The 22,146-nt window shown below is 61.8% G+C and carries 24 protein-coding genes; 22 read left to right on the forward strand and 2 right to left on the reverse strand.

Annotation, left to right across the window (positions count from 1 at the left end; genetic code table 11):
* Positions 1–2 precede the first annotated feature (2 nt).
* The 22 genes from fliM to HBO19_RS04630 all read left to right on the forward strand — a co-directional run bounded on the left by fliM (position 3) and on the right by HBO19_RS04630 (position 19,663).
* The gene (gene fliM / locus HBO19_RS04525) at positions 3–971 is read left to right on the forward strand and encodes a flagellar motor switch protein FliM (RefSeq protein WP_029292532.1); all 969 of its coding nucleotides are present in this window, start codon (positions 3–5) and stop codon (positions 969–971) included.
* Between the two features lie 43 nt (positions 972–1,014).
* Complete coding sequence (gene fliN / locus HBO19_RS04530) at positions 1,015–1,482, forward strand: flagellar motor switch protein FliN (RefSeq protein ID WP_029292534.1); 468 nt, start codon at positions 1,015–1,017, stop codon at positions 1,480–1,482.
* Position 1,483: 1 nt separating this feature from the next.
* Positions 1,484–1,918 (forward strand): flagellar biosynthetic protein FliO, encoded by a 435-nt coding sequence (gene fliO / locus HBO19_RS04535; RefSeq protein WP_169955938.1) that lies wholly within the window; start codon positions 1,484–1,486, stop codon positions 1,916–1,918.
* On the forward strand, positions 1,918–2,661 hold the full coding sequence (fliP, locus tag HBO19_RS04540; protein ID WP_057438812.1) for a flagellar type III secretion system pore protein FliP: 744 nt from the start codon (positions 1,918–1,920) through the stop codon (positions 2,659–2,661). Before fliO ends, fliP begins: the two co-directional genes overlap by 1 nt.
* Positions 2,662–2,665: 4 nt before the next feature.
* Positions 2,666–2,935 (forward strand): flagellar biosynthesis protein FliQ, encoded by a 270-nt coding sequence (fliQ, locus tag HBO19_RS04545; RefSeq protein ID WP_003192936.1) that lies wholly within the window; start codon positions 2,666–2,668, stop codon positions 2,933–2,935.
* Between the two features lie 4 nt (positions 2,936–2,939).
* Positions 2,940–3,725 carry a flagellar biosynthetic protein FliR gene (gene fliR / locus HBO19_RS04550; RefSeq protein ID WP_038446990.1) on the forward strand — a complete coding sequence of 262 codons (786 nt, stop codon included), beginning with the start codon at positions 2,940–2,942 and terminating at the stop codon, positions 3,723–3,725.
* A gap of 3 nt (positions 3,726–3,728) precedes the next feature.
* Positions 3,729–4,865 (forward strand): flagellar biosynthesis protein FlhB, encoded by a 1,137-nt coding sequence (gene flhB, locus HBO19_RS04555; protein ID WP_169955940.1) that lies wholly within the window; start codon positions 3,729–3,731, stop codon positions 4,863–4,865.
* Between the two features lie 215 nt (positions 4,866–5,080).
* Positions 5,081–5,284, forward strand: coding sequence for a cold-shock protein (locus HBO19_RS04560; RefSeq protein WP_169955942.1), 204 nt, complete (start codon positions 5,081–5,083; stop codon positions 5,282–5,284).
* A gap of 144 nt (positions 5,285–5,428) precedes the next feature.
* Entirely contained in the window at positions 5,429–7,543 is a 2,115-nt protein-coding gene (gene flhA, locus HBO19_RS04565) for a flagellar biosynthesis protein FlhA (protein ID WP_169955943.1), read from the forward strand.
* Positions 7,544–7,554: 11 nt separating this feature from the next.
* Positions 7,555–8,871: a flagellar biosynthesis protein FlhF gene (gene flhF, locus HBO19_RS04570; protein ID WP_029292553.1), complete on the forward strand. Its 1,317-nt coding sequence runs from the start codon at positions 7,555–7,557 to the stop codon at positions 8,869–8,871.
* Between the two features lie 101 nt (positions 8,872–8,972).
* The gene (gene fleN, locus HBO19_RS04575; protein ID WP_003192912.1) at positions 8,973–9,806 is read left to right on the forward strand and encodes a flagellar synthesis regulator FleN; all 834 of its coding nucleotides are present in this window, start codon (positions 8,973–8,975) and stop codon (positions 9,804–9,806) included.
* Entirely contained in the window at positions 9,803–10,543 is a 741-nt protein-coding gene (gene fliA / locus HBO19_RS04580; RefSeq protein WP_029292560.1) for an RNA polymerase sigma factor FliA, read from the forward strand. Before fleN ends, fliA begins: the two co-directional genes overlap by 4 nt.
* Before the next feature lie 168 nt (positions 10,544–10,711).
* Entirely contained in the window at positions 10,712–11,086 is a 375-nt protein-coding gene (locus tag HBO19_RS04585; RefSeq protein ID WP_005790040.1) for a chemotaxis response regulator CheY, read from the forward strand.
* 18 nt (positions 11,087–11,104) lie between these two features.
* Positions 11,105–11,893, forward strand: coding sequence for a protein phosphatase CheZ (locus HBO19_RS04590; RefSeq protein WP_169955945.1), 789 nt, complete (start codon positions 11,105–11,107; stop codon positions 11,891–11,893).
* 12 nt (positions 11,894–11,905) lie between these two features.
* On the forward strand, positions 11,906–14,116 hold the full coding sequence (locus HBO19_RS04595; RefSeq protein WP_169955947.1) for a chemotaxis protein CheA: 2,211 nt from the start codon (positions 11,906–11,908) through the stop codon (positions 14,114–14,116).
* A 49-nt stretch (positions 14,117–14,165) separates the two neighbouring features.
* Entirely contained in the window at positions 14,166–15,287 is a 1,122-nt protein-coding gene (locus tag HBO19_RS04600) for a chemotaxis response regulator protein-glutamate methylesterase (protein WP_169955948.1), read from the forward strand.
* The gene (locus HBO19_RS04605; protein WP_029292570.1) at positions 15,287–16,027 is read left to right on the forward strand and encodes a flagellar motor protein; all 741 of its coding nucleotides are present in this window, start codon (positions 15,287–15,289) and stop codon (positions 16,025–16,027) included. Before HBO19_RS04600 ends, HBO19_RS04605 begins: the two co-directional genes overlap by 1 nt.
* Positions 16,028–16,042: 15 nt before the next feature.
* Complete coding sequence (gene motD, locus HBO19_RS04610; RefSeq protein ID WP_169955950.1) at positions 16,043–16,930, forward strand: flagellar motor protein MotD; 888 nt, start codon at positions 16,043–16,045, stop codon at positions 16,928–16,930.
* Between the two features lie 51 nt (positions 16,931–16,981).
* Positions 16,982–17,770: a ParA family protein gene (locus HBO19_RS04615; protein ID WP_133714231.1), complete on the forward strand. Its 789-nt coding sequence runs from the start codon at positions 16,982–16,984 to the stop codon at positions 17,768–17,770.
* Positions 17,771–17,908: 138 nt separating this feature from the next.
* Positions 17,909–18,709, forward strand: a complete 801-nt coding sequence (locus tag HBO19_RS04620) for a CheW domain-containing protein (RefSeq protein ID WP_170056961.1) — start codon at positions 17,909–17,911, stop codon at positions 18,707–18,709.
* Between the two features lie 75 nt (positions 18,710–18,784).
* A complete protein-coding gene (locus tag HBO19_RS04625) occupies positions 18,785–19,270 on the forward strand; it encodes a chemotaxis protein CheW (protein WP_029292578.1) in 486 nt (161 codons plus the stop codon).
* On the forward strand, positions 19,271–19,663 hold the full coding sequence (locus HBO19_RS04630) for a DUF2802 domain-containing protein (protein WP_169955954.1): 393 nt from the start codon (positions 19,271–19,273) through the stop codon (positions 19,661–19,663).
* Between the two features lie 403 nt (positions 19,664–20,066).
* On the opposite strand, the gene HBO19_RS04635 is transcribed toward HBO19_RS04630, so the two are convergent.
* Both HBO19_RS04635 and HBO19_RS04640 read right to left on the reverse strand, forming a co-directional pair.
* A complete protein-coding gene (locus tag HBO19_RS04635) occupies positions 20,067–20,396 on the reverse strand; it encodes an EscU/YscU/HrcU family type III secretion system export apparatus switch protein (protein ID WP_170056962.1) in 330 nt (109 codons plus the stop codon).
* Entirely contained in the window at positions 20,393–21,964 is a 1,572-nt protein-coding gene (locus HBO19_RS04640) for a flagellar hook-length control protein FliK (RefSeq protein ID WP_169955955.1), read from the reverse strand. Before HBO19_RS04640 ends, HBO19_RS04635 begins: the two co-directional genes overlap by 4 nt.
* Positions 21,965–22,146: the final 182 nt, after the last annotated feature.

Below are 22,146 nucleotides of genomic sequence, written 5' to 3' on the forward strand. Positions count from 1 at the left end.
ACATGGCCGTGCAAGACCTGCTGTCCCAGGATGAAATCGACGCCCTGTTGCATGGTGTCGACGATGGTCTGGTACAGACCGAAATGGCTGCCGAGCCCGGCAGCGTCAAAAGTTATGACCTGACCAGCCAGGATCGCATCGTCCGTGGACGCATGCCGACCCTGGAGATGATCAACGAGCGTTTTGCCCGCTACACCCGGATCAGCATGTTCAACATGCTGCGCCGCTCGGCGGACGTGGCGGTGGGCGGCGTGCAGGTGATGAAGTTTGGCGAGTACGTGCATTCGCTGTACGTGCCTACCAGCCTGAACCTGGTCAAGATCAAGCCGTTGCGCGGCACCGCCTTGTTCATCCTCGACGCCAAGTTGGTGTTCAAGCTGGTGGACAACTTCTTCGGCGGCGACGGCCGTCACGCCAAGATCGAAGGCCGCGAGTTCACCCCCACCGAGTTGCGCGTCGTGCGCATGGTGCTGGAGCAGGCCTTTATCGACTTGAAGGAAGCCTGGCAGGCGATCATGGAAGTCAATTTCGAGTACATCAACTCGGAAGTGAACCCGGCCATGGCCAACATCGTCGGGCCCAGCGAAGCCATTGTGGTCTCCACCTTCCATATCGAACTCGATGGCGGCGGCGGCGACCTGCACGTGACCATGCCGTACTCGATGATCGAGCCGGTGCGCGAGATGCTCGACGCCGGCTTCCAGTCCGACCTCGACGACCAGGACGAACGCTGGGTCAAGGCCCTGCGCGAAGACTTGCTGGATGTCGATGTGCCGCTGAGTGCCACCGTGGCGCGCCGCCAGTTGCGCCTGCGCGATATTTTGCACATGCAGCCGGGGGATGTGATTCCCGTCGAACTGCCGGACGAATTGATCATGCGCGCCAATGGCGTGCCGTCGTTCAAGGTCAAGCTCGGCTCCCACAAAGGGAACCTGGCGTTGCAAGTGGTTGAGCCGATCAACCGTCGCTGATGCATCCCCTAATTGATGATTTTTGCTGCGCCGAGGACATGTAATGGCTACCGAACACGAAAACACTTCCGCCGAAGACCAGGCCCTGGCTGACGAATGGGCGGCTGCCCTGGAAGAGACTGGCGATGCAGGCCAGGACGATATCGACGCCTTGCTGGCGGCCGACGCCGCCACTGCGCCGGTGGGTAACCGCCTGCCCATGGAAGAGTTTGGCAGCGTGCCGAAGAACCATGAGCCCGTATCGCTCGATGGGCCCAACCTGGACGTGATCCTCGATATCCCGGTGTCGATTTCCATGGAAGTGGGCAGCACCGAAATCAACATCCGCAACCTGTTGCAACTCAACCAGGGTTCGGTGATCGAGCTTGATCGCCTGGCTGGCGAGCCGCTGGATGTGCTGGTCAACGGCACGCTGATCGCCCATGGCGAAGTGGTGGTGGTCAACGAGAAGTTCGGCATCCGCCTGACTGACGTGATCAGCCCCAGCGAACGTATCAAGAAGCTGCGCTGAGATGAGTCGCCGCTTGCTGGGACTGTTGTGGGCGCTGCCGCTGGGCGTCTTCGCGGCTGAACCGGTGGCCCAGGTCGCCGCGCCGGCCGGCGGCGGCAGCGTAACTGGGCAACTGACTCAGTTGGTGCTCGGCCTGTTGCTGGTGGTGGGGTTGATCTTTGCCCTCGCCTGGTTGTTGCGCCGGGTACAGCGCATTGGCCCGGGCCATGCCCAGGTCATCGAGCTGGTGGGGTCGCGGGCCCTGGGGCCGCGTGATCGCCTGGTGCTGGTGCAGGTGGGCGAGGAACAGATCCTGCTCGGCCTCACCCCTGGCCGGATTACCCCGTTGCACGTGCTCAAGCATCCGGTGAGCGTGGCCCAGACCGAGGCCGCCACACCGGAGTTCGCCCAGCGCCTGATGGAGCTGATGGGCAAGGACCAGAAGGATAAGAAGTAATGCGCGTTCTATTGGCGCTCATGCTGTTGCTGGCCGCGCCCCTGGCGTTCGGCGCCGACCCGTTGTCGATCCCGGCGATCACCCTGGGCACTAACGCGGCCGGGGCCCAGGAGTATTCGGTCAGTCTGCAGATCCTGCTGATCATGACCGCGCTGAGCTTTATCCCGGCGTTCGTCATGCTGATGACCAGCTTCACCCGGATCATTATCGTGTTCTCGATTCTGCGCCAGGCCCTGGGCCTGCAGCAGACCCCGTCGAACCAGATCCTTACCGGCATGGCGCTGTTTCTGACGCTGTTTATCATGGCGCCGGTGTTCGACAAGGTGAACCAGCAAGCCCTGCAACCCTACCTGGCGGAGAAAATGACCGCCCAGGATGCGGTGGAAAAGGCCCAGGGCCCGATCAAGGATTTTATGCTGTCGCAGACCCGTTCCAGTGACCTGGAACTGTTTGTACGCCTGTCCAAGCGCACCGATATCGCCAGCCCGGACCAGGCGCCGCTGACGATCCTGGTGCCGGCGTTCGTCACCTCGGAGCTCAAGACCGCGTTCCAGATCGGGTTCATGATCTTTATCCCGTTCCTGATCATCGACCTGGTGGTGGCCAGTGTGCTGATGGCCATGGGTATGATGATGCTGTCGCCGCTGATCATTTCGTTGCCGTTCAAGATCATGCTGTTTGTCCTGGTGGACGGTTGGGCGCTGATTATCGGCACCCTGGCCGGCAGTTTCGGAGGGGTATAGCGCCATGACCCCGGAAGTCGCCGTCGACCTGTTTCGTGAAGCATTGTGGCTGACCACCCTGATGGTCGCCGTGCTGGTGGTGCCCAGCCTGTTGGTGGGTTTGCTGGTGGCGATGTTCCAGGCTGCCACGCAGATCAACGAACAGACCCTGAGCTTCCTCCCGCGCTTGCTGGTGATGCTGGTCACGCTGATCGTGGCCGGCCCCTGGCTGGTGCAGACCTTCATGGAATACATCCTGCAGCTGTACGGCAGTATTCCGCAGTTGATCGGCTGACCTGATGCAGTCCTTGCTGGCATTGACCGACACCCAGATCAGCACCTGGGTGGCCGCGTTCATCCTGCCGCTGTTTCGTGTGGGCGCGTTGCTGATGACCATGCCGGTGATCGGCACGACCCTGGTGCCCAAGCGCGTACGCCTGTTTTTCACGGTGGCGATTACCGTGGTCATCGTGCCGACGCTGCCGGCGATGCCGCCGGTCAACGCCCTGGACCTCAGTGCGCTGCTGCTGATTGCCGAACAGATCCTGATCGGTGCCTTGATGGGCTTCTCCCTGACCCTGTTCTTCCAGGCCTTCGTGATTGCCGGGCAAATCGTCTCGATCCAGATGGGCATGGGCTTCGCGTCCATGGTCGACCCCACCAACGGCGTGTCGGTGGCGGTGATCGGGCAGTTCCTGACCATGCTGGTGACCTTGCTGTTTTTGGCCATGAACGGCCATCTGGTGGCGTTTGAGATTCTCACCGAAAGCTTCACCACCTTGCCGGTGGGCGAGGGGCTGATCGTCAATCACTTCTGGGAAGTGGTCGGCCGCCTCAGTTGGGTGCTGGGCGCGGCGTTGCTGCTGGTACTGCCGGCGATCACCGCGTTGCTGGTGGTCAACATTGCCTTCGGCGTGATGACCCGCGCCGCGCCGCAGTTGAATATCTTCGCCATTGGTTTCCCGCTGACCCTGGTGTTGGGCCTGGGGATTTTCTGGATCGGCCTGGCCGACATTCTCAATCAGTATCAACCGCTGGCCAGTGACGCCTTGCAGTTCTTACGTGATCTGGCACGGGCGCGCTAAGCCATGGCCGAGAGCGAGAGTGGTCAGGACAAGACAGAAGACCCCACGGAGAAACGTAAAAAGGACTCCCGGGAAAAGGGCGAGATTGCCCGCTCCAAAGAGCTCAACACCCTGGCGGTGATGCTCGCCGGTGCCGGTGGCCTGCTGATCTACGGCGGCGGCCTGGCCCAGGACTTGATGGAGATCATGAAGCACAACTTCTCCCTGCCCCGGGATGTGCTGCTGGACCCGCGCGCCATGGGCATCTACCTGCTGCACTCGGGGAAGATCGCGATCCTCGCTGCGCAACCGGTGCTGATCACCTTGCTCCTGGCGGCGATCATCGGGCCGATTTCCCTGGGTGGCTGGCTGTTTGCGGCCGGCAGCCTGGCGCCTAAATTCAGCCGGATGAACCCCGGTGCGGGGATCAAGCGGATGTTCTCCGCCAAGGCTGTGGTAGAGCTGCTCAAGGCCCTGGCGAAATTTTTTATCATCCTGTTCGTGGCGCTGGTGGTGTTGAAGTCAGATATCGATGACTTGCTGCGCATCGCCCATGAACCGCTGGAGCTGGCGATCATCCACAGCGTGCAGTTGGTGGGCTGGAGCGCATTGTGGATGGCCTGCGGCCTGATCCTGATTGCCGCAGTGGATGCGCCGATCCAGCTGTGGGAAAGCCACAAGAAACTGCTGATGACCAAGCAGGAAGTGCGCGACGAGCACAAGGACCAGGAAGGTCGGCCGGAAGTGAAGCAGCGTATCCGGCAACTGCAACGCGACATGTCCCAGCGCAAGATGATGGCTTCGGTGCCGGATGCCGATGTGGTCATCACCAACCCGACCCACTACGCCGTGGCGCTCAAATACGACGCCGAGAAGGGCGGCGCGCCGCTGTTGCTGGCCAAGGGTAGCGACTTCACTGCCTTGAAAATCCGCGAAATCGCCCAGGCCAACGACATCCTGCTGTTGGAATCGCCGGCGCTGGCGCGTTCGATCTTCTATTCCACCGATCTCGATCACGAGATCCCGGCCGGGTTGTACCTGGCGGTGGCCCAGGTGCTGGCCTATGTCTACCAGATTCGCCAATACCGCGCGGGCAAGGGCAAACGCCCGGATCCGCTCAAGGACTTGCCGATTCCGCCGGATTTGCGGCGCGATTCTTGAGTCTTCTGCTGCCTCTTTCGACGTCATCGCGGGCCAGCCCGGCTCCCACATTTGATCGCATTCCAATGTGGGAGCCGGGCTGGCCCGCGATGGCGTCGGAACAGGTGCTTACCGTTCGTCCAACTCCCTTCCGACCTGTCAACTTTGACAGTAGTCAGCCCCCGTGCAGCGCGCTTTGATAGACCGGGAACAGGCACTGATTTGGGAGAAGGGCAATGGCAACGGGTACGGTGAAGTGGTTTACCGATTCAAAGGGCTTTGGATTCATCACGCAAGACGCCGGAGGAGAGGACCTGTTTGTGCACTTCTCGAGCATTCAAAGCAACGGCTTCAAGTCGCTGGCGGAGGGCCAGAAGGTGGAATATGAAGTTGTAGAAGGTCCGAAAGGCAAGCAGGCATCAAACGTGCGTCCACTCTGATGATCGTTCCCACGCGCCTGCGTGGGAACGATCTCGTCCCTGAAGCAAAAGTTGGAAGGCTTCTTGCAATACCGCCTTCAGGACGCCTCTCGGCGTCAAAAGTTTGCTTCAAGGTGACGAGGAATACCGGTGGATCGCTCTAATATGTTCAACACAGCCCGTGGCACTCTGACGGACCTCTCGCGAGGCAATCTGGGTGTGCCGTTGTTGCTGTTGGTCATGCTGGCAATGATGATGTTGCCGATGCCGCCGTTCCTGCTGGACGTGTTCTTCACCTTCAACATTGCCCTGTCTATCGTCGTGCTGCTGGTTTGCGTATACGCGCTGCGGCCTTTGGACTTTGCGGTCTTCCCCACCATTTTGCTGGTTGCCACGCTGCTGCGCCTGGCCCTTAACGTGGCCTCCACGCGGGTGGTGATGCTGCACGGCCAGGACGGCCACGCCGCCGCCGGCAAGGTGATCCAGGCCTTCGGCGAGGTGGTGATCGGCGGTAACTACGTGGTCGGTATCGTGGTGTTCGCGATCCTGATGATCATCAACTTCGTGGTGGTGACCAAGGGCGCCGGGCGGATTTCCGAGGTCAGTGCGCGTTTTACCCTCGACGCCATGCCCGGCAAGCAAATGGCGATCGACGCCGACCTCAACGCCGGCCTGATCGACCAGAACCAGGCCAAGGCCCGCCGCTCGGAAGTGGCCCAGGAAGCCGAGTTCTATGGCTCCATGGACGGTGCCAGCAAGTTCGTGCGGGGCGACGCCATCGCCGGCCTGTTGATCCTGTTTATCAACCTGATCGGCGGCATGGCGGTCGGTATCTTCCAGCACGGCATGACCTTTGGCGATGCAGGCAAGGTTTACGCCCTGTTGACCATTGGTGACGGTTTGGTGGCGCAATTGCCATCACTGTTGTTATCGACAGCTGCGGCGATCATGGTCACCCGTGCGTCCGGCTCCGAAGACATGGGCAAGCAGATCAACCGCCAGATGTTCGCCTCACCCAAGGCCCTGGCCGTGGCGGCCGGCATCATGGCGATCATGGGCATTGTGCCGGGCATGCCGCATTTCTCGTTCCTGACCATGGCCGCGCTGGCCGCCGGCGGGGCGTACCTGTTCTGGAAAAAGCAGAACACCATCAAGGTCCAGGCCTTGAAAGAGGTGGAGCGCCAGCAAGACCTGCTGCCGTCGCCGGCCCGCGCCCAGGAAACCAAGGAGTTGGGCTGGGATGACGTGACCCCCATCGACATGATCGGCCTGGAAGTCGGCTACCGCCTGATCCCCCTGGTGGACCGCAACCAGGGCGGCCAGTTGCTGGCGCGGATCAAGGGCGTGCGCAAGAAGCTGTCCCAGGATCTGGGCTTTTTGATGCCCACCGTACATATCCGCGACAACCTCGACCTGGCCCCCAGTGCCTACCGCCTGACGCTGATGGGCGTGACCCTGGCCGAAGCCGAGATCTACCCCGACCGCGAACTGGCGATCAACCCCGGCCAGGTCTTCGGCACCCTCAGCGGCATAACCGCCAAAGATCCGGCTTTTGGCCTGGACGCGGTGTGGATCGAAGTCAGCCAGCGCAGCCAGGCGCAGTCCCTGGGCTACACCGTGGTCGATGCCAGCACGGTGGTGGCGACCCACCTCAACCAGATTCTGTACAAGCACTCCCACGAGCTGATTGGCCACGAAGAAGTCCAGCAACTCATGCAATTGCTGGCCAAGGCCTCGCCAAAGCTGGCCGAAGAGCTGGTGCCGGGGGTGTTGTCGCTGTCGCAACTGCTCAAGGTGCTGCAAGCGCTTTTGGCCGAACAGGTACCGGTGCGGGACATTCGCAGCATTGCCGAGGCTATCGCCAACAATGCCGCCAAGAGTCAAGATACTGCCGCGCTGGTGGCTGCGGTGCGCGTCGGTTTGTCGCGCGCCATCGTCCAAAGCATTGTAGGGCTTGACTCTGAGCTGCCTGTGATCACCTTGGAACCAAGGTTGGAACAAATATTGCTCAATAGTATCCAGAAGGCAGGGCAGGGCCAGGAAGAGGGCGTCCTGCTGGAGCCAAGCATGGCTGAAAAGCTGCAGCGTTCGTTGATTGACGCCGCACAGCGCCAGGAAATGCAGGGCCAACCGGTGATTCTGCTGGTGGCAGGCCCCGTCCGAGCGATGTTGTCGCGGTTTGGACGCCTGGCAGTACCGAATTTGCACGTTTTGGCTTACCAGGAAATTCCTGACAATAAGCAAGTGACTATCGTCGCGACAGTAGGGCCCAACGGCTGAGGTAGTGGGTTATGCAAGTAAAGCGTTTTTTCGCCGCCGATATGCGTCAGGCCATGAAGCTGGTTCGTGATGAACTGGGCGCCGACGCGGCTATTATCGGTAACCGTCGCATTGCCGGCGGTGTCGAGCTGACGGCTGCCCTGGATTACAAACCCCAGGCCCTGGCGCCGCGCGTGCCGAACATGGAACTCGAAGACGAGTTGCGCAAGACCGCCTCGCGTATTGTCTCGGCCCAGGCCGAGCTGAGCATGCGTGGCGACAGCGATGCGACCACCAATCGCCAATTGTTTGCCGGCCTGCCGCTGACGGCGGCCGAGCCACTCGTCGAACCGACTTTTGTCGAGCCGCCACGTCCCGCCGCGCCAGCACCGGCCGCTGCGGTTGACCAGCGCGTGTTCGACTCGATGCGTTTTGAGCTCAATGGCCTGCGTGAATTGCTGGAAGTGCAGTTGGGCTCGCTGGCCTGGAACCAGTTGCAAGGCAGCAAGCCGCAACAGGCCAACCTCTGGCGCCGCCTGCAACGCATTGGCCTGTCCGGCCCGTTGTCGCGCGACTTGCTGGAACTGACCACCGGCATAGAAGAGCCTCGCCAGGCCTGGCGCATGTTGCTGGCGCACCTGGCGCGCATGATCCAGACCCCGGAAATCGAACCCCTTGAAGAAGGTGGCGTGATTGCCATGGTCGGCCCTGCCGGCATGGGCAAGACCACCACCCTGGCCAAGCTGGCCGCCCGTTATGTCCTCAAGTACGGCGCCCATAACATTGCGCTGGTGAGCATGGACAGCTACCGCATCGGTGCCCAGGAACAGCTCAAGACCCTGGGCCGGATCCTCAATGTGCCGGTGACCCACGTCGACCCGGGCCAGTCCCTGGCCAACGCCCTCGACCCGCTGCTGCGCAAGCGCGTGGTGCTGATCGATACCGCTGGCCTGCAAGCCAGCGACCCGGCATTGCGCATGCAACTGGAAAGCCTGGCCGGGCGCGGGATCAAGTCGAAAAATTACCTGGTACTTGCAACAACCAGCCAGAAACAGGTTCTGACTGCTGCGTACCACAGCTACAAACGTTGTGGGCTGGCCGGTTGCATCCTGACTAAGCTGGATGAAACCGCAAGCCTGGGCGAAGTGTTGAGCCTTGCCATCAGCCATGAATTACCGGTCGCCTACCTGACCGACGGGCCGCGGATCCCGGATGACTTGCATCTGCCGCGCCGTCATCAGTTGGTCAGCCGCGCGGTCAGTGTGCAAATGCAGGACGAACCCAGTGAAGAGGCGATGGCGGATATGTTCGCCGACCTCTATCACAACCCAGCCAAGCGGGTCGGCTGAACGGCAACATGCAACACAGTGCAATGTACCTACATCGATGGTCTGCTACCGCGGCCACCCTATGTAGCCTGCGGCTAAGCAAGACAAGGTAAAGAAAGAACATGGGCAGCATGCATCCCGTACAGGTGATCGCGGTGACCGGCGGCAAAGGTGGCGTCGGGAAAACTAACGTGTCAGTGAATTTGTCCCTGGCCCTGGCAGAGCTTGGCCGCCGCGTCATGCTGCTGGATGCCGACCTGGGCCTGGCGAACGTTGACGTTCTGCTGGGACTGACGCCCAAACATACCCTGGCCGATGTCATTGAAGGCCGCTGTGAGCTGCGCGACGTGCTGTTGCAGGGGCCTGGGGGAATTCGCATCGTCCCGGCCGCCTCCGGCACCCAGAGCATGGTGCATCTGAGCCCGGCGCAGCACGCCGGCCTGATCCAGGCCTTCAGTGATATCGGCGACAACCTCGACGTGCTGGTGATCGACACTGCCGCCGGGATCGGCGAGTCCGTGGTCAGCTTCGTGCGCGCCGCGCAAGAAGTATTGCTGGTGGTCTGCGACGAACCCACCTCGATCACCGACGCCTACGCCCTGATCAAACTGCTCAACCGCGACTACGGCATGAACCGCTTCCGCGTGCTGGCCAACATGGCCCAGAGCCCGCAAGAAGGGCGCAACCTGTTCGCCAAGTTGACCAAGGTCACGGATCGCTTCCTCGATGTCGCCTTACAATACGTCGGCGCAGTTCCCTATGACGAGTGTGTGCGCAAGGCTGTGCAAAAGCAGCGTGCAGTCTATGAAGCGTTCCCTCGTTCGAAATGCGCGTTGGCGTTCAAGGCAATTGCTCAGAAGGTCGATACCTGGCCACTGCCCGCCAATCCCCGGGGGCATCTGGAGTTTTTCGTCGAGCGATTGGTGCATCAGACGAGTGCGGGACCGGTGCTATGACAGCCAGCGGCTACAACCTTTACAAAAAATCAGCGCGTGACAGCCAGGGCGAATTGATCGAGCGCTATGCGCCCCTGGTCAAGCGCATTGCCTACCACCTGCTGGCACGCCTGCCCGCCAGTGTCCAGGTCGAAGACCTGATCCAGGCGGGGATGATCGGCCTGCTCGAAGTGTCGACCAAGTACGACGCGAGCAAGGGTGCGAGTTTCGAGACGTATGCGGGTATCCGTATCCGTGGCGCGATGCTCGATGAAGTGCGTAAAGGTGATTGGGCGCCGCGTTCGGTCCACCGCAATACCCGGATGGTGAGTGACGCAATTCGCTCAATTGAAGCAAAAACCGGTCGCGACGCTAAAGATCACGAAGTTGCGGCCGAACTCCAATTGAGTCTCGACGATTACTACGGGATTTTGAACGATACCTTGGGCAGCCGCCTGTTCAGTTTCGACGACCTGCTGCAGGACGGCGAACATGAAGGGCTGCACGAGGATGGCGCGAGCGCTCACCAGGAGCCTTCACGCGACCTGGAAGATGAACGCTTCCAGGGCGCCCTGGCAGAGGCGATTGCCAATCTGCCGGAACGTGAGCGGCTGGTGTTGGCGCTGTACTACGACGAAGAGCTGAACCTCAAGGAAATCGGTGAGGTCCTGGGGGTCAGCGAATCGCGGGTCAGCCAGCTACATAGCCAATGCGCGGCCCGCTTGCGGGGGCGTTTGGGAGAGTGGCGAGCGCGCTGACAGGCAGTGTGGGGACAGTGCGAACGATAACCGCCACGGCGCAAGCCTGGCGGGAGCGGCCCGTGATGTGCCCCAGCAGTCCTTTTTGTGTAATGCCTGTTGAATGATATGGCGCGCCCAGGTGCTGGACGCGTTTAAGACTGCTTGGAGGTCGAATTGGACAAGAACATGAAAATCCTCATCGTTGATGACTTCTCAACGATGCGGCGGATCATAAAAAACCTGTTGCGTGACCTTGGGTTCACTAACACGGTCGAGGCGGATGACGGCATTACGGCGATTCCGATCCTCAACAGCGGGAGCATCGACTTTCTGGTAACCGACTGGAACATGCCTGGCATGACCGGTATCGATCTGCTGCGCCATGTGCGCGCTGATGAAAAGCTGCGCAGCCTGCCTGTGCTGATGGTGACCGCTGAAGCCAAGCGTGAACAGATCATCGAAGCCGCCCAGGCCGGGGTCAACGGCTACGTGGTCAAGCCATTCACTGCACTGGCCTTGAAAGAGAAGATTGAAAAAATCTTCGAACGCATCGGTCATTGATGCTGCCACGGGGGAGCTATGGAGCATAAAGAATCATCGCAGGCCGACTTTGAGTCGACCCTGAAAAAACATGCTCACCAACTCGTCGAAAGCCTGGAAAAAGGCCAGTTCGGCGACGCAGTGCAGTTGATCCATGAGCTCAACCAGACCCGCGACCGCGGCCTGTATCAGGAAGTGGGCAAGCTCACCCGTGAGTTGCACAGTGCGATCGTCAATTTCCAGATCGACCCGCACATGCCCCAGGCCGAGGAAATCTCGCAGATCACCGATGCCACCGAACGCCTGTCCTACGTGGTCAGGCTGACTGAGGCGGCAGCCAATCGCACCATGGACCTGGTGGAAAACGCCACGCCCCTGGTGAACGGCATGGCCAATGAGGCCAAGGCGTTGAGCGCTGACTGGGGGCGCTTCATGCGGCGCGAAGTGGGTGCTGAAGAATTTCGCGAGCTGGCGCGCCGGGTCGAGGGTTTCCTGTCACGCAGCGAGCAGGAAAACCGCACGGTTTCCAGCAACCTCAATGACATCCTGCTGGCCCAGGACTACCAGGACCTGACCGGCCAGGTGATCAAGCGCGTAACCCTGCTGGTCACCGAAGTGGAAAGCAACCTGCTCAAACTGGTGCTGATGGCCGGTCAGGTCGACCGTTTTGCCGGCATCGAACACGACCGCGAAGCGATCCTCTCGGAAAAAGATCCACAAAAACACCTCGCCAAGGGTGAAGGTCCGCAGATTCATGCCGATAAACGTGAAGACGTTATGTCAGGTCAAGATGACGTAGACGATTTGCTGTCCAGTTTAGGCTTCTAAGGAGCACGCAATATGAGCTTCGGCGCCGATGAAGAAATCCTTCAGGATTTCCTTGTAGAGGCCGGCGAAATTCTAGAGCAGTTGTCCGAGCAACTGGTCGAGCTGGAAAGCCGACCGGATGATGCGAACCTGCTCAATGCAATTTTTCGCGGTTTTCACACTGTAAAAGGGGGCGCCGGCTTCCTCCAGCTCCATGAGCTGGTGGAGTGCTGCCACATCGCCGAAAACGTGTTCGACATCCTGCGCAAGGGTGAGCGTCACGTTGATTCGGAATTGATGGACGTGATCCTCGAAGCCCTGGACGCGGTCAACGGCATGTTCAATGAAGTGCGCGAACGCGCACCGATTACGGCTGCCACCCCGGAACTGCTGGCCGCCCTGGCGCGCCTGGCAGAGCCTGCCGCTGTATCTGCCGCCCCGGTGGTTGAGGCGGCGCCTGAGCCGGTGGCTGAACCCGACGTTACCGACAGCGAATTCGAACAACTGCTGGACTCCCTCAATGCCGTCAAGGCCGAGGCACAAGCACCGGCAGCGGCTGCGCCGGCCATGGTGCCGACCAGCGAAGACATCACCGACGCCGAGTTCGAGTCATTGCTCGACCAGTTGCACGGCAAGGGCCAGTTCGCCCCGGACGCCGTGGCAGCCACACCGGCGCCTGTGGAGCCGGCAGCGCCAGCGGCCAGCACCGACATTACCGACGACGAATTTGAAGCACTGCTGGATCAGTTGCACGGCAAAGGCTCGTTTGCCGCCGATGCCCTGCCGGCAGTCGCTGCGGCGGTTGCACCTGCCGCTGCCACGCCTGCTGCTGCGGCACCGGCGGCGGATGGCCTGATCACCGACCATGAATTTGAATCCCTGCTCGACGAATTGCACGGCAAGGGCAAGTTCTCCGAAGTAGCGCCTGGCGCCGCAGCCACCGCGACCGCCACCGCAGCGGTGGCCAAGCCGGCACCCGCTGCCGCCAAGGCTGCTGCACCGGCTGCGGCCCGTGCCGCCGCCCCGGCGCCAGCCCGCGCGCCGGCAGCTGCCGAGAAAGCCCCGGCCAGTGAAGCCGAAACCACCGTGCGGGTCGATACCGCGCGCCTGGACGACATCATGAACATGGTCGGCGAACTGGTGCTGGTGCGTAACCGCCTGGTGCGCCTGGGCCTGAACAGCGGCGACGAAGCCATGCAAAAGGCCGTGTCGAACCTCGATGTGGTCACTGCCGACCTGCAGACCGCGGTGATGAAGACGCGCATGCAGCCGATCAAGAAGGTCTTCGGGCGCTTCCCGCGCCTGGTCCGTGACTTGGCCCGGCAGTTGAAGAAAGAGATCGCCCTGGAACTGGTGGGCGAAGAAACCGACCTCGACAAAAACCTTGTCGAGGCCCTGGCCGACCCGCTGGTCCACTTGGTGCGCAACGCGGTCGACCACGGTGTGGAAACCCCCGAAGAGCGCGAAGCCAGCGGCAAGCCGCGCCTGGGCAAAGTGATCCTGGCCGCCGAACAGGAAGGCGACCATATCCTGCTGTCGATCACCGATGACGGCAAAGGCATGGACTCCAATATCCTGCGCGGTATCGCGGTCAAGCGCGGCGTCATGGACAAGGACGCCGCCGACCGCCTCACCGACACTGAGTGCTACAACCTGATTTTTGCCCCGGGCTTCTCGACCAAGACCGAGATTTCCGACGTGTCCGGCCGTGGCGTGGGCATGGACGTGGTGAAGACCAAGATCAGCCAGCTCAACGGCTCGATCAATATCTACTCGACCAAGGGCCAGGGCTCGAAGATCGTCATCAAGGTGCCGTTGACCCTGGCGATCATGCCGACCCTGATGGTGATGCTGGGCAACCAGGCGTTCGCCTTCCCGCTGGTCAACGTCAACGAGATCTTCCACCTCGACCTGTCGCGCACCAATGTGGTCGATGGTCAGGAAGTGGTGATTGTGCGGGACAAGGCCCTGCCGCTGTTCTACCTCAAGCGTTGGTTGGTGGCGTCCGCCGCTCATGAAGAGCAGCGCGAAGGCCACGTGGTGATCCTGTCCGTGGGCACCCAGCGTATCGGCTTTGTCGTCGATCAACTGGTTGGCCAGGAAGAAGTGGTCATCAAGCCATTGGGCAAGATGCTGCAAGGAACGCCAGGCATGTCGGGTGCGACCATTACCGGTGACGGTCGGATCGCGCTGATTCTCGATGTTCCGAGCATGCTCAAGCGTTACGCCGCACGGCGTATTTGATTCGGCCCGGGCAGGGCGGTTGTCCCTCGCCCGGCCTAACGGAGTGGTTATGGTAGTCAAGGTTCTGGTGGTGGACGATTCGGGTTTCTTCCGCCGCCGCGTCTCGGAAATTCTTTCAGCGGATTCCAACATCCAGGTGGTCGGAACGGCCACCAACGGCAAAGAGGCGATTGATCAGGCCCTAGCATTGAAGCCGGACGTGATCACCATGGACTACGAGATGCCGATGATGGATGGCATCACCGCCGTGCGCCACATCATGCAGCGTTGCCCGACCCCGGTCTTGATGTTCTCGTCGCTGACCCACGAAGGCGCCCGAGTGACCCTCGACGCGCTGGACGCTGGCGCCGTGGACTTCCTGCCGAAGAATTTCGAAGACATCTCGCGCAACCCGGAAAAGGTCAAGCAGATGCTCTGCGAGAAGGTGCACAGCATCTCGCGCAGCAACCGCAGCAGCTTCCGCGCGCCGGTGGCTCCCGCCCCGGTAGCGGCGCCGGCACCGACCAGCAGCAGTTTCGGGCGCCCGGCCCCAGCCCCGGTGGCAAGGCCTGCCGTGGCCCCGGCGCGTACAGCGGCGCCGAGTCCGGCCTCGCCTGCGCCCAAGCGCAAGGCCTACAAACTGGTGGCGATCGGGACCTCCACCGGCGGCCCGGTGGCCTTGCAGCGGGTCTTGACCCAGTTGCCGGCCAACTTCCCCGCGCCCATCGTGCTCATCCAGCACATGCCCGCCGCATTCACCAAGGCCTTTGCCGAGCGCCTGGACAAGCTGTGCCGCATCAGCGTCAAGGAAGCCGAAGACGGCGACATTCTGCGTCCGGGCCTGGCGTTGCTGGCCCCAGGTGGCAAGCAAATGATGGTCGACGGTCGCGGCGCGGTGAAAATCCTGCCGGGTGACGAGCGTCTGAACTACAAGCCGTGCGTGGATATCACCTTCGGTTCGGCGGCCAAGTCCTACGGCGACAAAGTTCTGGCGGTGGTCCTCACCGGCATGGGCGCCGACGGTCGCGAAGGCGCACGCCTGCTCAAGCAGGGCGGCAGCTCGATCTGGGCCCAGGATGAAGCCAGCTGCGTGATCTATGGCATGCCCATGGCCATCGTCAAGGCCGACCTGGCCGACGCGGTCTACAGCCTGGATGACATCGGCAAGCATCTGGTGGAGGCCTGTCACTGATGGATGTGTTGAGCCTGGTTGGGATTCTTCTGGCGTTTGTCGCCATTATTGGCGGCAACTACCTGGAAGGCGGCCATCTTGGCGCCCTGGCCAATGGTCCGGCAGCGTTGATCGTGATCGGCGGCACCGTCGGCGCGGCGCTTTTGCAGTCGCCCCTGAGCTCGTTCAAGCGGGCGATGCAGATCCTGGTGTGGATCATTTTCCCGCCGCGCGTGGATTTGGCCGGCGGCATCGACCGCGTGGTCAACTGGAGCCTTACCGCGCGCAAGGAAGGCCTGCTGGGCCTTGAAGGCGTGGCCGATGCCGAGCCCGACAGCTACGCGCGCAAAGGCCTGCAACTGCTGGTCGACGGCGCGGAGCCGGAAGCCATCCGCAGCATCCTTGAAGTGGACTTCTACACCCAGGAAAGCCGTGATATCAACGCGGCCAAAGTCTTTGAAAGCATGGGCGGCTACGCGCCGACCATCGGCATCATCGGTGCGGTGATGGGCTTGATCCATGTGATGGGCAACCTGGCCGACCCCTCGCAACTGGGCAGCGGCATCGCCGTGGCGTTCGTCGCCACCATCTATGGTGTGGCCAGTGCCAACCTATTGCTGCTACCGATTGCCAGCAAGCTCAAATCCATTGCCATGCGCCAGTCCCGTTACCGGGAAATGCTGCTCGAAGGCATCCTGTCGATTGCCGAGGGCGAGAACCCGCGGTCCATCGAATTGAAGCTCCAGGGCTTCATGGATTGATGGGGGGTATTGCCTGTGAGCCGTCGCCGCCGCGAGCCTGAAGAGCACGTCAACCATGAACGCTGGCTGGTGTCCTACGCCGACTTCATCACCTTGCTGTTCGCCTTTTTCGTGGTGATGTACTCCATTTCCTCGATCAACGAAGGCAAGTACAAGGTCATCTCCGAAGCCCTGGTAGGGGTATTTACCGACTCGGACCGGGCGCTCAAGCCAATCCCCATTGGCGACGAGCGGCCCAAGACCACCACCCCGGCCAAACCGTTGGTCAAGGACAGCGACGAGACCGACGCCGGCATCAGTGGCGGCAGCGACCCGCTCAAGAGCATCGCCGACGATATCAGCGCGGCGTTTGGCGACCTGATCAGCTCCAACCAGATGACTATTCGCGGCAACGAGCTGTGGGTGGAGATCGAGCTCAACTCCAGCCTACTGTTTGCCAGTGCCGACGCGCTGCCCAGCGATATTGCCTTCAGCATCATCGACAAGGTGGCGGCCATCTTGAAGCCCTTCGACAACCCGATCCACGTCGAAGGCTTTACCGATGACCAGCCGATCCATACCGCGCAATTTCCCACCAATTGGGAGTTGTCGTCGGCGCGCTCGGCGAGCATCGTGCGCATGCTGGCCATGCAGGGGGTCAACCCTGGGCGCCTGGCGTCGGTGGGCTATGGCGAATTCCAGCCGGTGGCCAATAATGCGACGGCCGAAGGCCGCGCGCGCAATCGGCGGGTGGTGTTGGTGGTGTCGCGCAACCTCGATGTGCGGCGCAGCCTGACCGCCACCGGTGCGGCCAATGCACAACCTGATGCAGCAATGAAGCGGGCTGGCACACAAACTGCACCGACGCCCGTAAAGCCGCCGGAACGCGGGAGTGCCGTCAATTCTCCGTCACCGGCTCTATAACCTCGTGCTATTTCTCGGTCGAGCCAGTGCCTGCCGGGAGGAACAATCCGAATGAGAGTCTGGGCAGTTGCCAATCAAAAAGGTGGGGTCGGCAAGACCACCACCTCCATCGCCTTAGCCGGCCTGCTGGCCGAGGCGGGCAAGCGCGTGGTCATTGTCGACCTGGATCCCCACGGCTCGATGACCAGTTATTTCGGCTACGACCCGGATGCGCTGGAACACAGCTGCTTCGACCTGTTCCTGCACAAGGGCAGCGTCCCCACAGGCTTGCCCGGGCAACTGCTGTTGCCCACCAGCAACGAGAAGATTTCCCTGTTGCCCTCCAGCACCGCCCTGGCCACCCTCGAGCGCCAGTCGCCGGGGCAGAGTGGCCTGGGCCTGGTGATCGCCAAGAGCCTGGCGCAACTGTGGCAGGACTTCGACTACGCCATCATCGACAGCCCGCCATTGCTCGGCGTGCTGATGGTCAATGCCCTGGCGGCCAGCCAGCAACTGGTGATCCCGGTGCAAACCGAGCACCTGGCGGTCAAGGGCCTGGAGCGCATGGTCAGCACCCTGACCATGATCAACCGTTCGCGCAAACAGGCGTTGCCGTTCAGCATCGTGCCGACCCTGTTTGACCGTCGCACCCAGGCCTCCCTCGGCACCCTGCGCGTACTGCGCGATGCCTACCCCGAAACCATCTGGCAAGGCTATATCCCGGTGGACACGCGCCTGCGTGACGCCAGCCGCGCCGGCCTCGCGCCCTCGCAATTCGATGGCAAGAGCCGTGGCGTGCTGGCGTACCGCGCCTTGCTCAAGCATCTGCTGGCCCAGCAACTTGTGGCGCAGGTGGCATGAAATGACTAACTCTCTAGTTGCGTGGCTTGCCTGCGATGGGTTTTGCCTGATCTCACGGACTTTTGATTCAAGTCCGCGTGCGGGCAGGCCGATAACCTTTGAATACACGGTCAACGGTGCGTGCGCGTGGGCATACAGATGAGTCGTCCTGTCGATATCAAGACCCGGCCGCAACTGGCGCTGCAGTCCTACCTGGACGCACTGCTGCAGGATGCGACCGAGGAGCTGCTGCCCGAGCCGATCCTGGTGCTGGATGAAGTGCTGGCGGTGCCTGTGGTCGAGGCTGAGGCTGGCCTGGACGAGTTTCAACTGGCGGTCCTCGAAGAGCAGGCCTGTGATGCGTTGGTGGTGCCGGTCGTTGCCCCGGTCGTGCAAGCGCCTGCACCCTTGACGCTGGTGCCGCCGGTGGCCGAAGTGCATCGACCGCCGAGCATTACCCCGCCACCGGTGGAAAACGATGGCCGGCCAACGTGGGCGGCCGAGTCGTTCGAATGCCTGCTGTTCGATGTGGCCGGGTTGACGCTGGCGGTGCCGTTGGTGTGCCTGGGGTCGATCTACTCCCTGGAGGGCCAGGAATTGACGCCGTTGTTCGGCCAGCCGGAGTGGTTCCTCGGGATCCTGCCGAGCCAGGCCGGCAACCTCAAGGTGCTGGATACCGCGCGCTGGGTGATGCCCGACCGCTATCGCGATGATTTTCGCCAGGGCCTGCAATACGTGATCTCGGTGCAGGGCTATGAATGGGGGCTGGCGGTGCATCAAGTCAGCCGTTCGCTGCGCCTGGACCCCAACGAAATCAAATGGCGCAGCCACCGTGGCCAGCGGCCATGGCTGGCGGGCACCGTGATCGAACACATGTGCGCGCTGCTGGATGTCGCCGAATTGGCGGAGCTGATTGCCAGCGGTGCGGTAAAAGATCTGCCAGGTAACAAACGTACTTGATAAGAGGCGCAGCGCCACGGTGCTGCCAAAGAAGAACACACGCCGTTATCAACGGTATTTGAAGGGGTCAGGGGTATGAACAAGTCGTCAGCGTCCGCACAGGGTTTGGATGATCCGATTCTGCAATGGGTGACCTTCAAGCTGGACAACGAGTCCTACGGCATCAACGTGATGCGCGTGCAGGAAGTGCTGCGCTACACCGAAATCGCGCCAGTGCCGGGTGCGCCGAGCTACGTGCTGGGCATCATCAACCTGCGCGGCAACGTCGTGACCGTGATCGACACCCGCCAGCGCTTTGGCCTGATGCCGACTGAAGTCAACGACAACACGCGGATCGTCATCATCGAGGCCGACAAGCAAGTGGTCGGGATCATGGTCGACAGCGTGGCCGAGGTGGTTTACCTGCGCCAGTCGGAAGTCGAGACGGCGCCGAATGTCGGCAACGAAGAATCGGCCAAGTTTATCCAGGGCGTGTGCAACAAGAACGGCGAGCTGCTGATTCTGGTTGAGCTGGACAAGATGATGAGTGAAGAAGAGTGGTCGGACCTGGAGAACATCTGATTGATGCTTGAGGTAGCGGTAATCGTCCTGGCCCTGCTGTGGGTCGGGACCGTGGTGGTGCTGTTGCGCCATATGCGCCAGCAACGCGAATCGGCCCTGCAACAGGCCGAGCGCGACGCCGTGCGCGACCAGCGCCTGCGCGAGATGGCCAAGCGAGTGGACAACTACCAGCAAAGCGCGGTGCGGGTAGGGGAGGACGTGCACGAACTGCGCTCGATCGTTGCCCCCTTGCCCGACAAGCTGTCGGCGCTGGAACAGCGCGACCCGGCCAACCTGTCCTTTGCCCAGGCGGCCAAGCTGGTGGGCATGGGCGCCACGGTGGACGAACTGACCCAATCCTGCGGCCTGACCCAGGCCGAGGCACAGTTGATGAGCAAATTGCACAAAAGCTGAGCCTGTACCGATTCAAATGTGGGAGCGAGCTTGCTCGCGAAAGCGGTGGATCAGTCAATACATATACCGACTGACCCGCCGCCATCGCTGGCAAGCCAGCTCCTACACTTGTTTTTTGTCGCCCCGCTGCCAGTGCCCACCGCAATTCCCATGTGGGAGCGGGCTTGCCCGCGATAGCGGTGTGTCAGCCAAGGCAGTAGCGACTGGTCCACCGTTATCGCAGGCAAGCCAGCTCCTACACTTATTTTTTGTCGTCCCCATGCCAGCGTCTGGCGCAGTTCCCATGTAGGAGCGGGCTTGCCCGCGATGGCGGTGTGTCAGCCAATACATGTACCGACTGACCCACCGCTTTCGCGAGCAAGCCCGCTCCCACATTTTTTGATCTGTGTGCATCCCTGAAACGTCAGTAATCATCCCCGCGCGCCGTCACATCCCGCTCCACCGGCTCGGCATTGGGGTCATACCCCGCCGGGAATTTGCCTTTGAGCGTCCAGGCAAACGCAATAATCTCGGCGATGGTGCGGTACAACTCTTCGGGGATGCTGTCGCCCAGTTCCATGCGCGCCAGTAACTTCACCAGTTCGGCATTTTCATAAATCGGGACTTCATGTTCCCGCGCCAATTTCAGGATGGCTTCGGCCAGGGCGTCGTCACCTTTGGCGGTCAGGGCGGGGGCGGCTTTGCCGTCGTATTTGAGGGCGATGGCCTGGCGCGGTGGGTTGGGGCTCTTCATGCGGTTTCATCCACCCAGCGTTGTTCCAGCCCGGTCTTCGGCCCACGGGGTGGGGTGCCGAGGTGGCAGTCGAGGTCGCCGACGTTGAGGCCCGATGACACCAGGCGTTCGCGCAGGCTGCCCAGGTGGCTTTCGATCAGGCTGGCGGTGAACGGGCGGGTGGCCCACAACTGGCTGGACAGTTTGCCCTGGCTCAATTGTGCCTGGACCTGCAACGGGCCCAGGGGCTCCATGTCGAAGGCCAGTTCCACGCGCCACAGCATCTTTTTCGCATCGCGTTCGATCTTGCGCTCCGGCTCGTCCTTGTCCGGCGGCGGTTCTTCGCGCTGGAACTTGACCTGCAGCGGCACGATGTCTTGCAAGGTGCGCATGGGGATTTCCAGTTGCCAGGTGGTTTGCAGGCGGCCATCGGCGGTGGTGCCGCTTTGTTCCAGGCTCGACAGTTGATGGCTCTGCAAGCGTGAGATGGCGCCGGCGGCCAGGCGCAACAGGTTTTCCAGGCTGTTTTCACCGTCCAGGCGCTGCAGCAGGCGCTCCGGCAACGGGAAGCCGCCCGGTGCGGTGCGGGCGCCCACTTGGCCGAGGGTGCCCAGCGGGCTGCGGACAAAACTGGGCAGCATCTGCGCCAGGGTATTGGCGGCCAGGATTGCATTGAGGTTGGTGCTGGCGGGCAGGGCGGGTAGCAATTCGTTGACCAGGCGCAGCAGGCTGCCCTTCATATCCAGCGGCGGCACTTGCGGGTTTTGCCCGGCCAGCAGCTTGGCTTCGAGGAATACGCCGCTGTTGTACAGCAGTTGTGCCAGCACCTTGGGATTGCTGACCTGCGCCACATCCGGCAGCCCGGCCTGCAAGCGGTCGACGGCGGCGCGCAACGGCGCCGAGGTGTCATCGGGCAGGTTCTTCAAGGCATTGAACAGGCCTTCCAGCGAGCCCTGGCGGCTTTGCTGGGCGGCCAGTTGCTGGCTGACCGCCAGTTGATCGCGCAGCCCGCTCAGGGGCACGAAATCCAGGGTCTGCGCGCCTTGCACCACGGCACTCAACAAGCTGGCGACGCGTAGCGGCTGCGGGCTTTCCAGGGTCAGGGTGGTGCCACTCAGGGCGCTGTTGAGCACCGACACCAGCGAGCGGTACAGCGCCGGCTGCCCGGCCCCCTGAGGCAGCATCTGCGAAGTCAGCACCTTGGCTTGCAGCAAGCTGCCCACCGGCAATTGAGTGGTGTCGATGCGGGTCAGGGCCGCGACATTGGCGCTGAGCGCCTGTTGCAGGCTGATCGCCAGGTCGCCCGACGCCGTCTGGCTCACCGCCACGTTGCTGCCCAGGGGCAGCGGCTGGCTGCTGGCGGCCTGCACCAGGGTTTGCCGGCCACCTTCGAGGGTCAGCTTGAGCAATAGCTGAAAGGCTTCACCGCCTTGCTTGAGCGCCAGCACCTCGGCGTTCACGGTTTTTCCGGCGTCGATCAACCCTGCCTGAGGCTCCAGCAGTTTCAGCAGTTCACCCACCGCAGGCGCAGGCCTGGGCCCGGTGGCCGGGGCTGGAGGCAGGGTTGGAAGGTTGATGTCACCGGTCATCGTGGCCGCCGTCTCAAGGAAATTGCCCTCTTTAGAGTAGGGCATCGCATGTATAATGCCGCCCGTCTGCAAAGAGCGTGTCAAAAACATCACAACTGATTGATCCAGCTCTCTAAAACAGGCCGCCAATGCAGTTATTGTGCATCTCTTTAACGGCCGTTCCGCCGCCGACTTGAACCGTA

The sequence above is a fragment of the Pseudomonas sp. WS 5021 genome (assembly GCF_012985535.1).
GTDB lineage: Bacteria > Pseudomonadota > Gammaproteobacteria > Pseudomonadales > Pseudomonadaceae > Aquipseudomonas.

Coding starts and splice junctions, on each gene's coding strand:
- HBO19_RS04600 (WP_169955948.1), top strand. CDS start 14,166: ATGGTAGTCAAGGTTCTGGTGGTGGACGATTCGGGTTTCTTCCGCCGC.
- fliA (WP_029292560.1), top strand. CDS start 9,803: ATGACAGCCAGCGGCTACAACCTTTACAAAAAATCAGCGCGTGACAGC.
- fliQ (WP_003192936.1), top strand. CDS start 2,666: ATGACCCCGGAAGTCGCCGTCGACCTGTTTCGTGAAGCATTGTGGCTG.
- flhB (WP_169955940.1), top strand. CDS start 3,729: ATGGCCGAGAGCGAGAGTGGTCAGGACAAGACAGAAGACCCCACGGAG.
- flhF (WP_029292553.1), top strand. CDS start 7,555: ATGCAAGTAAAGCGTTTTTTCGCCGCCGATATGCGTCAGGCCATGAAG.
- HBO19_RS04595 (WP_169955947.1), top strand. CDS start 11,906: ATGAGCTTCGGCGCCGATGAAGAAATCCTTCAGGATTTCCTTGTAGAG.
- HBO19_RS04615 (WP_133714231.1), top strand. CDS start 16,982: ATGAGAGTCTGGGCAGTTGCCAATCAAAAAGGTGGGGTCGGCAAGACC.
- flhA (WP_169955943.1), top strand. CDS start 5,429: ATGTTCAACACAGCCCGTGGCACTCTGACGGACCTCTCGCGAGGCAAT.
- fliP (WP_057438812.1), top strand. CDS start 1,918: ATGCGCGTTCTATTGGCGCTCATGCTGTTGCTGGCCGCGCCCCTGGCG.
- HBO19_RS04590 (WP_169955945.1), top strand. CDS start 11,105: ATGGAGCATAAAGAATCATCGCAGGCCGACTTTGAGTCGACCCTGAAA.
- HBO19_RS04640 (WP_169955955.1), bottom strand. CDS start 21,964: ATGACCGGTGACATCAACCTTCCAACCCTGCCTCCAGCCCCGGCCACC.
- fliR (WP_038446990.1), top strand. CDS start 2,940: ATGCAGTCCTTGCTGGCATTGACCGACACCCAGATCAGCACCTGGGTG.
- fleN (WP_003192912.1), top strand. CDS start 8,973: ATGGGCAGCATGCATCCCGTACAGGTGATCGCGGTGACCGGCGGCAAA.
- HBO19_RS04605 (WP_029292570.1), top strand. CDS start 15,287: ATGGATGTGTTGAGCCTGGTTGGGATTCTTCTGGCGTTTGTCGCCATT.
- HBO19_RS04635 (WP_170056962.1), bottom strand. CDS start 20,396: ATGAAGAGCCCCAACCCACCGCGCCAGGCCATCGCCCTCAAATACGAC.
- fliO (WP_169955938.1), top strand. CDS start 1,484: ATGAGTCGCCGCTTGCTGGGACTGTTGTGGGCGCTGCCGCTGGGCGTC.
- fliN (WP_029292534.1), top strand. CDS start 1,015: ATGGCTACCGAACACGAAAACACTTCCGCCGAAGACCAGGCCCTGGCT.
- HBO19_RS04625 (WP_029292578.1), top strand. CDS start 18,785: ATGAACAAGTCGTCAGCGTCCGCACAGGGTTTGGATGATCCGATTCTG.
- HBO19_RS04620 (WP_170056961.1), top strand. CDS start 17,909: ATGAGTCGTCCTGTCGATATCAAGACCCGGCCGCAACTGGCGCTGCAG.
- HBO19_RS04560 (WP_169955942.1), top strand. CDS start 5,081: ATGGCAACGGGTACGGTGAAGTGGTTTACCGATTCAAAGGGCTTTGGA.
- HBO19_RS04585 (WP_005790040.1), top strand. CDS start 10,712: ATGAAAATCCTCATCGTTGATGACTTCTCAACGATGCGGCGGATCATA.
- fliM (WP_029292532.1), top strand. CDS start 3: ATGGCCGTGCAAGACCTGCTGTCCCAGGATGAAATCGACGCCCTGTTG.